12 protein-coding genes are annotated in these 13,175 nt (G+C 64.3%); 7 read left to right on the forward strand and 5 right to left on the reverse strand.

From position 1 onward, the window contains the following. The first annotated feature begins 53 nt into the window (after window positions 1-53). On the forward strand, window positions 54-533 hold the full coding sequence (bfr, locus tag D7S86_RS15740; RefSeq protein WP_121087788.1) for a bacterioferritin: 480 nt from the start codon (window positions 54-56) through the stop codon (window positions 531-533). A 49-nt stretch (window positions 534-582) separates the two neighbouring features. On the opposite strand, the gene D7S86_RS15745 is transcribed toward bfr, so the two are convergent. Next, window positions 583-1,158: a phosphoheptose isomerase family protein gene (locus tag D7S86_RS15745; RefSeq protein WP_121087789.1), complete on the reverse strand. Its 576-nt coding sequence runs from the start codon at window positions 1,156-1,158 to the stop codon at window positions 583-585. Window positions 1,159-1,305: 147 nt separating this feature from the next. Further along, window positions 1,306-2,079 carry a DeoR/GlpR family DNA-binding transcription regulator gene (locus tag D7S86_RS15750; protein WP_158601980.1) on the reverse strand — a complete coding sequence of 258 codons (774 nt, stop codon included), beginning with the start codon at window positions 2,077-2,079 and terminating at the stop codon, window positions 1,306-1,308. A gap of 123 nt (window positions 2,080-2,202) precedes the next feature. Here D7S86_RS15750 and D7S86_RS29565 point away from each other — a divergent pair, with 123 nt between their 5' ends. The 4 genes from D7S86_RS29565 (at window position 2,203) to D7S86_RS15765 (ending at window position 6,432) form a co-directional block, all read left to right on the forward strand. Beyond that, window positions 2,203-2,382, forward strand: coding sequence for a hypothetical protein (locus D7S86_RS29565; protein WP_158601981.1), 180 nt, complete (start codon window positions 2,203-2,205; stop codon window positions 2,380-2,382). Between the two features lie 371 nt (window positions 2,383-2,753). Then, window positions 2,754-3,797: an ABC transporter permease gene (locus D7S86_RS15755; protein ID WP_121087874.1), complete on the forward strand. Its 1,044-nt coding sequence runs from the start codon at window positions 2,754-2,756 to the stop codon at window positions 3,795-3,797. Between the two features lie 14 nt (window positions 3,798-3,811). After that, the gene (locus tag D7S86_RS15760; protein WP_205962827.1) at window positions 3,812-4,789 is read left to right on the forward strand and encodes a substrate-binding domain-containing protein; all 978 of its coding nucleotides are present in this window, start codon (window positions 3,812-3,814) and stop codon (window positions 4,787-4,789) included. A gap of 119 nt (window positions 4,790-4,908) precedes the next feature. Then, complete coding sequence (locus D7S86_RS15765; protein WP_121087875.1) at window positions 4,909-6,432, forward strand: sugar ABC transporter ATP-binding protein; 1,524 nt, start codon at window positions 4,909-4,911, stop codon at window positions 6,430-6,432. A 5-nt stretch (window positions 6,433-6,437) separates the two neighbouring features. On the opposite strand, the gene D7S86_RS15770 is transcribed toward D7S86_RS15765, so the two are convergent. Together D7S86_RS15770 and D7S86_RS15775 are read right to left on the reverse strand one after the other, a co-directional pair. Then, the gene (locus D7S86_RS15770) at window positions 6,438-7,085 is read right to left on the reverse strand and encodes a response regulator (protein ID WP_121087792.1); all 648 of its coding nucleotides are present in this window, start codon (window positions 7,083-7,085) and stop codon (window positions 6,438-6,440) included. A 150-nt stretch (window positions 7,086-7,235) separates the two neighbouring features. Beyond that, complete coding sequence (locus D7S86_RS15775) at window positions 7,236-8,327, reverse strand: PAS domain-containing sensor histidine kinase (RefSeq protein WP_240648198.1); 1,092 nt, start codon at window positions 8,325-8,327, stop codon at window positions 7,236-7,238. 320 nt (window positions 8,328-8,647) lie between these two features. Here D7S86_RS15775 and D7S86_RS15780 point away from each other — a divergent pair, with 320 nt between their 5' ends. Beyond that, complete coding sequence (locus D7S86_RS15780; RefSeq protein WP_240648199.1) at window positions 8,648-9,391, forward strand: SDR family NAD(P)-dependent oxidoreductase; 744 nt, start codon at window positions 8,648-8,650, stop codon at window positions 9,389-9,391. A gap of 144 nt (window positions 9,392-9,535) precedes the next feature. On the opposite strand, the gene D7S86_RS15785 is transcribed toward D7S86_RS15780, so the two are convergent. Further along, entirely contained in the window at window positions 9,536-10,771 is a 1,236-nt protein-coding gene (locus D7S86_RS15785) for an MFS transporter (protein ID WP_121087795.1), read from the reverse strand. Between the two features lie 296 nt (window positions 10,772-11,067). Here D7S86_RS15785 and D7S86_RS15790 point away from each other — a divergent pair, with 296 nt between their 5' ends. Further along, complete coding sequence (locus D7S86_RS15790; RefSeq protein ID WP_147432351.1) at window positions 11,068-13,146, forward strand: putative bifunctional diguanylate cyclase/phosphodiesterase; 2,079 nt, start codon at window positions 11,068-11,070, stop codon at window positions 13,144-13,146. Window positions 13,147-13,175 lie beyond the last annotated feature (29 nt).

A 13,175-nucleotide genomic window follows, 5' to 3' on the forward strand; every position in this document is an offset into this window, starting at 1 on the left:
CGTGCCATCGCGAAGTCCGTCGACGTGCGATCCGCTCAACGAACGGGAGGCGTATGCAATCCGATCCGAAGGTCATCGAATATCTGAACGCCGAGCTGAAGAACGAGCTCACCGCGATCAACCAGTATTTCCTGCACGCACGGCTCTACAAGCACTGGGGACTCGAGGCGCTCGGCAAACACGAGTATGACGAGTCGATCGACGAGATGAAGCATGCGGACAAACTCATCGAGCGGATCCTCATGCTCGACGGGCTGCCGAACCTGCAGGACCTGAGCAAGCTGCTCATCGGCGAGCACACGCAGGAAGTGCTCGAATGCGATCTCAAGCTCGAACGGACCGCGCAGGCGACATGCAAGGAAGCGATCGTCTATTGCGAATCGGTCAGGGATTTCGTCTCGCGCGAGATCTTCGTCGAGATCCTCGACGACACCGAGGAACATATCGACTGGCTTGAAATCCAGATCGGCCTCATCGAGAAGCTCGGCATCGCGAACTACCAGCAATCCGCGATGGGCAGTCTCGGCAGCTAGGCTAGAGGCTAGAGGCGTAATCGATCAAGGGCGCACTCGGAGACCGGCGTTATTCAAGATTCGCGTGCCGCTTCGCCATGTCTTCTTCTCCGACGCCCTTTTGAATCTTGAGCCAACAGACGATCGATTCGCTGAGCAGGAAAAACGCCTGCTCGAACAGCGTGCGCATCGGCTGCAGGTTCTGCGCATGGTCGCGGTTCACGAGCGCCGTCGGCGCGGGGATCACGACCGTGACGTCGGCGGCGATGCGCCCGACGCGCGAGCGCCGCGCCGTGAACAGCGCGATGCGCGCGCCCGCGAGCCGGCCCTGATCGAGGATGGCCGTCACGCTGCGCGTTTCTCCCGAGCCGGATGCCACCAGGATCAAATCGTTCGCGGCGACGGGCGGGCAAGGCAGGCCGCCCGCCATATACGCCTCCACGCCGAGATGGTTGAGCCGCATACAGAACGCCTGAAGCAGAATGCCCGACCGTCCGGCGCCGAGGCAGAACACGCGAGGCGCGCGCTCGATTTCAGCGACGAGCGCATCGAGATCGGTCGCATCGACCCCGCACAGCGCGGTTTCGATTTCGCCGAGGATGTTGCCTGCCACGGTCGGAATCTTCAGTTGAGTCAGATCGTTCATGATGGCGCCGCGTAAAGTGGATCGCATCCCGTTGCCTGGAAACAATCCGGCGAAGCGCGATACGATTCAATGGTAACACTAGAACATTAATGGTGTAAATCTAACTTTTATGTTCTAAATGTAGTCACGCGCGGCGCGTGAGGGGCGTCAGCCCGCGATCACGAGCTTCGGGCCCTTGGCTTCGAGGTCGTACCGGTAGCGATCGGGAATGCCCGCGTCGGTGATGACCGTGTCGAAATGTTCGACGCCCGCGAAGCTGCACGTCGACACCTTGCCGAACTTCGACGAATCGACGAGCAGGATGCTCTCGACGCTCGATTGCATCGCAGCCTGTTTCCACGAGCAATCCTCGACGTAGCTGCAGGTCAGGCCTTGCTTGAGCTCGTAGCCGGTGGCGCCGATGAAGGCCTTGTTGGCCCGGTAGCGGTTCATCGCGAGGATCGCGTCGGGGCCCGAAAACGTGTACGACTTCGGCGACAGCACGCCGCCGAGCGAGATGACCGTCGTGTTCTCGCGCTTGGCGAGCACATTGATCGTGTTGAGGCTGTAGCAGATAAACGTATACGTGCCGTCGGCCGGCAGGCATTCGGCGAGCTGCTGGACCGTCGTGCCCGAATCGAGGATCACGACGTCGCCGGGCGTCAGCAGCGCGCACGCGGCTTGCGCGATGCGCCGCTTTTCGTCGACGTGCTGGCCGTGCTCGGTCTGCGCGTTGTAACTCGATGTCGCGCCGCCGTTCTCGAGCGAGGCCACGCCGCCGTAGACGGTGCGCACCTTGCCTGCGTCGGCGAGATCGCGGACGTCGCGGCGGATCGTCATCTCGGAGACGGTCAGCGCCTTGGCGAGGTCGCCAATGCTCATGAAATGCCGGGAATCGACGAGTTCGAGGATCTGGTCGGAGCGTTGCTCTTTACTGGCCATGGGTCGGTGCGGTGTCGTGGCGATGGCGGGCGACGGCCGTGCGATTGCGGCAATCGAACACCCGATGTTCAACGTCGAACATTCTAGCCGATGTCGCGATGCCGTTGCGTGCATGGCGACGGCATGACGGTGCCCGTGCCGAACCGGTTCGGCGATCGATGGGTCCGGTTCTCCGCGATGCACGGCATGATTCCCGATCTGACCGATACGCCGCCGCGCCCGACCGGGTGGGGCCGGCGCCGTTTTTCGCGGCGGCCGGCGCGCACGCTTGAACACTTCAATGATCACATCTTTATCATTTAGTTGACACTTTACCATTCCATGCGTAGAGTGTGATCAACGTAGAACATCTCAGCGACGCCACCAAGGAATCGGTGAACGCTGCGCTGAACGGCGCATGCCGCCCCGATGTTCGAGCGGAAATTAAAAAAAGGAAAAGGAATGGAGACGAAGGCGCCCGCCGGCGCGTTCGCGAAGCGCGAGCGCGCGGATGCACGACCGCATGCCGTGTCCCCGTATCCGAACTCCGACTTGAGCGTCTGGCCGATCGAGCGCGTCGTGCGTGATGGCCGGTCGCGGACATGGCGTCGAGCGCGCCGCGTACGGCCGCCTTGCGGCCCGCGCACGCATCGATGCCGCTGCTTCCAATGCTCCGTCACATACAGGAGACAACCATGAGTCGTCTTGCATCCCCTCGCGGGCAGCATCCCCGCTTCCGACTGCCGAACGAGGCGGGCATCGCGATCGTCTTTCTCGCGGTCATGCTGGGCGGCTTCATCGCGACGCCGAACTTCCTGACGGTGTCGAACATGATGGTGCTGCTGCTGAATGGCGCCGTCATCGGTTTCCTGTGTCTCGGTCAGTCGTTCGTGCTGCTCACGGGCGGCATCGATCTGTCGTGCGGATCGATCGTCGCGATGACGTGCGTGGTCGCGGCGCTGCTCATGGAGCGCTTTGGCGTGCCCTGGCAAGCGGCCGTGCCGCTCGTGATGCTCGTCGGCGCGTTCGCGGGCATGGTCAACGGCTGGCTGATCGAGCGCACGAAGGTGCCGCCGTTCATCGTCACGTTCGCGACGATGGGCGTGGCCGCATCGATTCCTCAAATCATCACGGGCGCCGAATCGATTCGCGTGACGCAGATCGGCTATGGCCTCATCGGTCAATCGCGTCCGTTCGGCATTCCGTTTCCGGTGCTCGCGCTGCTCGTCGCGATCGTGCTTGCGGCCTTGCTGCTGCGCAAGACCGTGACCGGTACGCATATTTACGCGGTCGGTGGCAACGCGGACGCCGCGCGGCTGTCGGGCATCAGCGTGCCGCGCGTGACGTTGTTCGTTTATTCGATCTCGGGGCTGTGCGCCGCGTGCGGCGGCTTGATCTACGGCTCGCGTCTGATGACGGGCTATCCGACGGCGGGCCGCGGCGACGAACTATTCTTCTCGATCGCGGGCGCCGTGGTCGGCGGCGTGAGCCTGTTCGGCGGCAGCGGTAGCGTCGTCGGCGCGATGATCGGCGCGATGCTGATCGCCGCGATCTCGAACCTCATGAACGTGCTCAACGTGAGCGCCTACTGGCAGCCGCTCGTCATCGGTTTGATCATCTTGGTCGGAGTCACCTTGGACACGCTCCGATCGTCGAAACGCCTCAGCTTTCCCTGGCTGAAATCGCGTCGCGACCGGAAGTTCGTCCAACACAACGATTCGCTGAAAAGCACGTCCTGAACAGGTTGAAAAACATGCGTACTCATTCCATGAAGACACTCGCGCTGGTCTGCTCGGTCCTCGCGCTCGGTTTGTCCGGTTGCAACCGCGAGCCCGCGACGCAGGCTGCGGGCGGCGCGAAGACGCTCGGCGTCGTGTTGCCGAATCTGACGAACCCGTACTACGTCGCAATGAAGAAGAGCTTCGAGGACAGCGGCGCGGCGAAGGGCATGAAGGTCGAAGTCTCGATCGCCGACAACGACGATGCGAAGGAGTTGTCCGAGGTCCAGACGTTCGTGCAGAAGAAGGTCGACGCGGTCGCGGTCAATTGCGTGAGCTCGGGCCCGTGCGTCTCGGTCATCTCGGAGTTGAACAAGGCGAATATCCCGGCCTACGCGATCAACATCCTGCCCGACCCCGACGGCCTCAAACAGCAGGGCGCGCATATCGTGCAGGGCGTGCAGACGGATCAGAAGGCCGGCGGCGTCTTCATCGGCCAGCAGCTCGTCAAGGATCTCGGCAACGACGCGAACGCGGTGATCGGCATCGTCGGCGAACCGACATCGACCGCGGCCAATGCGCGTGACGACGGCTTCAAGCAGGCGATCGCGTCGAATCCGAACCTCAAGGTCGTCGCGCTCGTCAACGGCAAGGTCGAGGAGACGACGTCGTTGAAGGTCACCACCGAGATGCTGCAAGGCAACCCGAACATGACCGTCGTCTATTCCGACACCGAACCGTCGGCGCTCGGCGCGCTCGCGGCGATCAATCAGCTGGGTCTCAAGGACAAGGTCAAGCTCTACGCGTTCGTCGACAAGGACGGCGTCAAGCAGATCCAGTCGGGCGACGTGCTCAAGGCGGGCGCGATTCAGGAGCCCGTGCGGCTCGCGTCGCTGCTCGTGGACAGCGTGAATCAGCAATTCGCGGGCAAGACGCCGACGGACCTGCTCAATAGCCCGCCGCTGCTCGTCAACAAGGACAACGCGGGTCAGGTCGTCGATCAGGCGTATTGATCGAATCGACGGGCCGCGGATGCTGTGCGCCGCGGTCCCGCTTTCGACACGCAGTCGATCCCATTCGTGCACGCGCGCCGTGCACGCTGCTCGGCGCAAGCCGGGAAGGACGCTTCGAGATGAATCACATCAACGATCGGTATCGCGCGCGCGACATCCGTGTCGCATTTGCGGGCGTGCCCGTGCTGCAAGGCGTGAACTTCGACGTCGTGCCCGGAAAGATCCATGGTCTGTTCGGGCACAACGGCGCCGGCAAATCGACGCTGCTCAAGATTCTCGCGGGCGTGAACCCGCAGGACTCGGGCGAGCTGCTGCTCGGCGACGCGCACGTGTCGCTGAGTTCGCCGCGCGATGCGCTCAAGAAAGGGATCGCCTGTGTGTATCAGGAACTGCGACTGATTCCGGCCATGACGGTCTGGCAGAACCTGTTTCTCGGCCGCGAGCTCAGGAAGCGCGGCCGGCTCGATGCGGCCGGCATGAAGGCCCATACGCGAGCCGTGCTCGACGACTACAAGCTCACGATCGATCCGCTGAGCCTCGTCAAGGACCTTTCGCATCCGGACAAGCAGATGCTCGAAGTCGTCGCGAACCTCGACCGCAAGGCGCGCTTTCTGTTTCTCGACGAACCGACGACGGCGCTCGAAGGCGCGCAGGCCGAGGCGCTGCTCAATGCGGTCCGCAAGATCGCGCGTGAACGCCATATCGGCGTCGTGCTCGTGTCGCACAAGCTCGACGAAGTACTCGGCGTCTGCGACGAGGCGACCGTCATGTGCGGCGGCAAGGTCATCTATCACGCCGATCGCGACATCCGGAAGCAGGACATCATCGACGCGATCGTCGGCGACGCCGGGGCGTCGATCGACACCGCCGAGCGCGCCGTCGCGCGGCAGCCGGATCGCGTGTCGGCGCCGTTTCTCGACGTCAAGGGACTGGCGACGGATCGTCTGCGCGCGGTCTCGCTCGAAGCGTGGCCCGGCGAGATCGTCGGCATCTACGGCCTCGCGGGCGCGGGACGCACGCGATTCTGCCGCACGCTCTACGGGCTCGAGAAGATCGTCGGCGGCCGCGTGCGTCTGGCGGGCAAGGACTACGCCGCGACGACGCCGGCCCAGGCGATACGCGAAGGGGTCGGCTATCTGACCGAGGAGCGCAAGAAGGACGGCATCGTGCCGCTGATGTCGAGTCTCACGAACGCGACGTTGCCGATCCTGCGACGTTTCCGCAAGCACGCGCTCGTTGATCACAAAGAGGCGACACTGAGCGCGCGCGCGATTCTCGATGAAATGAATACGCGCGGCGATCTGCGCGGACCGATCAAATCGCTTTCAGGCGGCAACCAGCAGAAGGTGCTGCTCGCGCGCGTCATCGGTCAGGATGCGCAACTCGTGCTGCTCGACGAGCCGACCAAGGGGGTCGATATCGGCGCGAAGGCCGACATCTACGCGATCATTCGCCGCATGGCCGCCGAGGGGCGTTGCGTGCTCGTGATATCGAGCGAGGAAGAGGAACTGCTCGAAATCGCGGATCGCGTGCTCGTGTTCCATCAGGGGATCTGCGACGGCACGGCGGTCGGCACAAGCGAGTTGACCGTCGCGGGCCTGCGCAAGGCCGCATGGAGCGGGCACGCCGCGGCGATGCAATAGGGCGGTCAGAGACCGTCCGATTCTTCGAAGACGTTGTGCTTGATCGCGTATCGCACGAGCGCCGCTTCGTGCGGGATCTGCATCTTCTCGAGAATGCGCGTCTTGTAGGTGCTCACGGTTTTCGCGCTGACGCAGAGCGATTGCGCGATCTCCGTGATCGTCTGGCCCGCCACGATGCGGCGAAACACGTCGAATTCACGGTCCGACAAGCGCTGATGCGGTTGCGCATCGGCCGGTTCGTTCAGGCTTTGCGCGAAGCGCTCGGCCATCGACAGGCTCACATAGACCCCGCCGCTCGCGACCTTGTTGACCGCGGCGACGAGCTCGTCGCCCGCGCTTTCCTTCGTCACATAGCCGGCCGCGCCCGCCTTGAACGCGCGGACCGCATATTGCTGCTCGGCGTGCATCGTCAGCACGAGGATGCGCAGCGACGGCACGGCCTCGCGGATCTGATGGATCAGGTCGATGCCGCTGCGGCCCGGCATCGACAGATCGAGCACGAGCACGCGCGCCGACGTGCCGCGCACGAGCGCGAGCGTCGTCGGGCTGTCGTAGGCTTCGCCCGCGATTTCGATGTTGCCGGCCGATTCGAGGATATGGCGAAGACCTTCGCGGACCAGAAGATGGTCGTCGGCAATCAGGACCTTGATCATGGATAGGGGTGGGTACGCAGGCGCTGTCTGTCCGATGAGGCGATATCTGGGCGAATTTTGCGGGATTTCCCCGCGAATCGCCAGCGCCGCGCCTTAAGCGGCATTCTCGGGGGAGGCATCCTCATGGGGCATCGAAGCGAAGATGGGGCATCAGTCGCGCGCTGCGACGGCGTCGATCGGCACGGAGATCGAAATCCTGAAACCGTGTCCGGGCGTGCTGTCGAACGCGATCGCGCCGCCGAGCAGATGCACGCGCTCGCCCATGCCGAGCAGGCCGAACGATGCGGGGTCGCGCTCGGCGCCCAACTGCGCGCCCACGCCGTTATCGGCGATCCGCAGCGCGAGCGCGCGATCGCCGGTGTCGAGATCGACCGTCACGCGCGTCGCGCCCGCATGCCGCACGACATTGTTGAGCGCTTCCTGGACGATCCGAAACAACGACGAGGCGGCGGGCCCGTTCATCTCGATCGCGCCGAGGTTCACGCGCGCGGTCACCGTGATCGCGTGACGCTGCTCGAAGTCGTTCGCGAGCCACTCGATCGCCGCGGCCAGACCCAGATCGTCGAGCAGCGGGGGACGTAAATCCGATGCGATGCGCCGCACCGATCCGATGATCGTGTCGATCATCGAGAGCACGCGCTCGGTGCGCAGCATCGCGCGCGGATTGGTATCCGCGGCCATGAGATCCTTGTGCAGGACGCCGACGTCCATCTTGAGCGCGACGAGCTGCTGACCGAGATCGTCATGAAGCTCGCGCGCCATGCGCCGTTGCTCGTCCTCGCGCGCGATGTGCGCGCGCGCCGCGAGTGCGCGCGAGCGTTCGAGTTCGGCCACGCGCAGCCGTTCCGTGAGATCGCGCGTGACCTTGGCGAAGCCGACGAGCGTGCCCTGCGCGTCGCGTACCGCAGTGATCACGACATTGGCCCAGAATCGCGAGCCGTCCTTGCGCACGCGCCATCCTTCGTCCTCGACGCGGCCGTCGCGCGCCGCGCGGTCGAGTTCGTCCTGCGGTTTGCGCGCGGCCAGGTCGTCGGGCGTATAGAACACGGAGAAGTGCCGCCCGATGATGTCGTCGGGCGCGTATCCCTTGATCTGTTGCGCGCCGGCGTTCCAGCTCGCGACATGGCCCGTCGGGTCGAGCATGAAGATCGCATAGTCCTCGACGGCCTGTATGAACAGCGCGAGTGTCCGATCGCCGGGACGCGTATCGCTCGATGGAAGGTCGGGGGGCGAGGCGTTCATCATGGATTCGGGTGGCGGTGTGCGGGCCCGCGAAAGCGCGAGGCGGCGTGTGCATGCGGCGCATCGTATTCGACGCCGGCCATTATAAAAGCCGTTGATGCGGGAATTTGCTTAATGCCTGTTGTTTCTGCGGGTGTTTGAAGCGCGGCGTTCGAATCGCGCGGCGCAACGGCGACGTATTGGCGACGTATCGACCTATCCACGTGTCGACGCATCGACCTGTCGGTGGCGTATCCGTGATGTATCGGCGATCGGGCTCTGTCGCGGATGCGTCACGCTACAATCGCCGCCACGTTCCTTTTCTCGCCACACCTGTCCGCATGACGCATCACGCCCTCGTCGCATTGGTCACCGGATCGACGTCCGGAATCGGCGCCGCCATCGCGCGGCGTTTGTCTGCCGACGGCTATTCGGTCGTCGTGCATTCGAGAGGCTCGGCCGATACGGGCCGCGCCATCGCCGCGGAACTCGGATCCGCCGCGTATATCCAGGCCGATCTCGCGATCGATGCGGATCGGGTCAGGCTCGCGCGCGAGGCCGTCGATGTCTGGGGGCGGCTCGATCTGCTCGTGAACAATGCGGGCATTAGCCACGTCGTGCGTCATGACGACCTGCTCGGCGCGACCCCCGAGATCTGGCATGCGCTTCATGAAGTCAATGTCGTCGCGCCGTTCAGGCTCATTGCCGAATTGGAGCCGGTATTGCGCGACGCGTCGATGCGCGGCCGCGCGGGCTGCGTGATCAACGTGAGTTCGCATGCGGGCGTTCGCCCGAAAGGCGCATCGATTCCGTACGCGGCATCGAAGGCGGCGCTCAATCACATGACGCGTTTGCTCGCGCGCTCGCTCGCGCCGGCGATACGCGTCAATGCGGTCGCGCCGGGTCTGGTCGATACGCCGTTGACCGCCGACTGGACCGACGCGCAGGCGCTTTGGCGCGAGCATGCGCCGATGCGTCGTTCGGCGAGCCCCGGCGATATCGCGCATGCCGTATCGATGCTCGCCTCGAACGATTACGTCACGGGCGAGATCCTCATGCTCGACGGCGGGTTGAATCTGACTTAGCGCGTCGACTGTCGTGCTTCGATCCGAATGCTTTGATCTGAGCGTTTCGATACGCGTGCTTCGATCTCCGCACGCCGACCGCGCGTCGCGATGGGCCGCCTACGACGCGCGCCCATGAGCGCGGAAACCGGAGGGTCGTCGAACCTAGGATGCCGCGATCGCGCCCGTGCGGCGGCTCGACAGCATCTGCGCGGCGACGAGCGCGATGCCCGCGAATGCGATCAGCGCGCCGACGATCGGCAGCACGTCGTAGCCGAGACCCGCCGACAGCGTGGCGCTGCCCGCGGCCGCGCCGAGCGCATTGCCGAGATTGAACGCGCCGATATTGACCGACGACGCGAGCCCGGGCGCATCGGACGCCGCCTGCATCACGCGCATCTGCAACGGCGGGACCACGGCGAACGTCGCGAGTCCCCAGGTGAACAACGCGACGGCCGCGCCCGCATGCGTTGACGCAAGCAGCGGAAACGCGAGCATCACCGCGACGACCAGCGCGAGAAATCCGAGCAGCGTGCCGTCGAGCGATCGGTCGGCGAGCCGCCCGCCCGCCATATTGCCGAAAAAGAAGCCGATGCCGATCAGCACGAGCATCGCGGTCACGAATCCGGACGTCGCATGCGTGAGGTGCGTGAGCGTGGGCGTGATATAGGTGTAGAGCGTGAACATCGCGCCAGCGCCGAGCACCGTCGTCGCGAGCGCGCGCAGCACCACGGGACGCATGAGCACGCGGAATTCCGCGCGCAAGTCGAGCGTCTCGCCGCGCTCGCCCTTCGGTAGCGCGATCCACAGGCCCGCGATCGCGAGCGCGCCGAGGCCCGCCGTGGCCGCGAACGACATGCGCCAGCCGATCGCTTCGCCGAGCCATGTGGCGGCGGGTACGCCGCCGATGTTCGCGATCGTGAGACCCATGAACATTGTGGCGACGGCGCTTGCCTGCCGTTCGCGCGGCACGAGGCTCGCCGCGACGATCGAGCCGATGCCGAAGAACGCGCCGTGATTGAGGCTCGTCACGAGCCGTGCGACGAGCAGCGTCGTGTAGTTGGGCGCGAAGGCCGACAGTAGGTTGCCGAGCGTGAAGATGGCCATCAGCGCCATCAACGCGGTGCGGCGCGGCCAACGCGCGAGCGCGAGCGTCATGATCGGCGCGCCGACCATGACGCCGATCGCATACGCGCTGATCAGCATGCCCGCCGTCGGAATCGATACGTGGACGCCCTCGGCGATGACGGGCAGCAGGCCCATCGGCGAGAACTCGGTCGTCCCGATGCCGAACGCGCCGACGGCGAGTGCGAAGAGCGGCCATGCGGCGCTCTCGCGCGCGGGTGCGTCGGAGCGTTGCGGGGCGGATATCAGGGCGGAGTCGAGGTGGCGGTCGGACATGGCGGTCAAGCGTGAGCGATTCGAGACCGGCGCATTATGCGGGTAATCCCTTGGGTAAAAAAACGCCCCTGACGGACAAAGTGTTTTTACCTCGGATCAAGAATGACGATGCATGCATCGCATGCTTTAGCAGAAATCCTTACGAAATCCATACATTGTTTTTGTGTGATCATAGGGAAAATTGCAGGCGCGAGGCCGCGAGGCTTTATATTTTTTGCAGACGGCATGCGACCCATTCATATCGACACCCTTCGCCGTCTTGACGGCGAAGGGCACGGCACCCGCACCTATTGCGCATGAATACTTCCGCGACGATGACCGCATCGACGCTCCAGAGCGCATCCCTGAGCTATGTGCTCGATCGCATCGGGGCCTATGTCTATGTCAAGGATCACGACGGCCGCTACGTGTTCGCCAACGGGGCCGTGTGCGAGCTGTTCGGCGCCGCGCCCGCGCAGGTCATCGGCGCGCCGGACGCGCATTTCATCGATCTCGATCGCTCGCAGCGGATGCTTGCGAACGATCGCGCGGTGCTCGACAGCGGCGAGACCATTCATGACGAAGAGGAACTGTGCCTGCTCGGCGGCACGGTCCGTGCGTTCTGGACGACGAAGGTGCCGGTGCTCGACGAAGAGGGCCAGGTCATCGCGGTCTGCGGGATATCGACCGACATCACGCACCGTAACTGGGCCGAAGAACATCTGGTCGGGCGCAACCATCTGCTCAGCAAGGTGCTGGCCCATATCGACGCCTGTGTGTATGTGAAGGATCGAGAAGGCCGCTATCTGTTCGCGAATCAGCGCGTGCTCGAACTGTATGGCCGAGCGTCGCGGGACATTGTCGGCAAGACCGATCTCGAGATCCATGGTCGCGATGTCGGTCTCAAGCTTACCGAGATGGATCAGCGCGTGATCTCGACGAATGCGCGGCTGACGTGCGAAGAAGTCGTCGTCGGAACCGACGGCGTCGAACACAACTATTGGTCGGTCAAGCTCCCGTTGGATATTCCGGGCAAGCCGTCGGGCGTGATCGGATTTTCGACGGACATCACGGAGCTGTTGCGTTTGCGGCAGATCGTCGAACGGCAGCGCACGACCGACGCGCTGACCGATCTGCCCAATCGCGCGCAATTCGAGGAGGAACTCGCGCTGGAATTGCGCATGGCGAGTCGCGTGCGTGGCGTGATCGCCGTCGCATTGCTCGACTTCGACCAGTTCAAGTACATCAATACGCTGCTGGGTCAGGAGATCGGCGATCAATTGCTGCGCGAAGCCGCCGAGCGGTTGCGACGCGCTCTGGCGCCGCGTTCGAGTCTCGCGCGCATCAGCGGCGACGCGTTCGTCGCGACGTTGTTCGCCGATGACGAATCGGACCTGATCGCGCAAGTCGAGGCACTCCGCGCGTTGCTCGCCGAACCGTTCACGTTGTTGGGCAAGCCCGTTCGCGTGACGGCGAGCGCGGGTCTCGCGGGGTACCCGCACGATGCCGATGTGGCCAGTGCGCTCGTGGACAGGGCCGAGGCCGCGATGTATCGCGCGAAGAACCGCGGCAGGGACCAGGTATGCCGATATACGGCGGATCTCGCGGCGATCGCCTCGCATCGTCTCGCGCTCGAGAGCGACCTGCGCGCCGCGCTCGCCGACGCGCAATTCGAATTGCACTATCAACCCAAGATCGGCAGCGCCGATGGCAGGGTGATGGGGTTCGAGGCTTTGCTGCGCTGGAATCGGCCTGGTCACGGGCGTGTGTCGCCGCTCGAATTCATTCCGCTTGCCGAGGAGTTGGGATTGCTTGTGCCGATCGGCGCGTGGGTCATCACGCAGGCATGCCGCCAGATGGCGCAATGGCGCGACCAGGGGCTGGGCCGTATTCGGGTCGCCGTGAATCTCTCGCCGTCGCAGCTCAAGAGCGCGGATCTCATCGATGGTGTGCGGGCGAGCATGACGTCGCACGGCATCGAGCCCAACGAGCTTGAAATGGAAGTCACGGAGTCGATGATGATGGACGACCCCGAGCAGGCGATCGCGACGCTCAATCGTCTGCGCGGCGAAGGCGTGCGTTTGTCGATCGACGACTTCGGCACGGGGTATTCGTCGATGGCGTATCTCAAGCGTTTGCCGGTCGACACGCTCAAGCTGGATCGGAACTTCATCACGGGCATCGACAAGGACACGCGCGATGCCGATCTGTGCGCGGGCATGATCGCGCTGGCGCACAAGCTCGGCTTGTCGGTGATTGCCGAAGGGGTCGAGACGGAAGCGCAACGCAGCGCGTTGGTCGAGCGTGCGTGCGATGTGTTCCAGGGCTACTTGTTCAGCCCGCCGATGGCCGCCGCGGACGTGGCGGCGTTTCTTAAGGGCAAGGTGGTCGCGTAGGGGCGCGGTGTGGGCATCGACACGTCGAT

This window comes from Pararobbsia silviterrae (assembly GCF_003628125.1).
GTDB lineage: Bacteria > Pseudomonadota > Gammaproteobacteria > Burkholderiales > Burkholderiaceae > Pararobbsia > Pararobbsia silviterrae.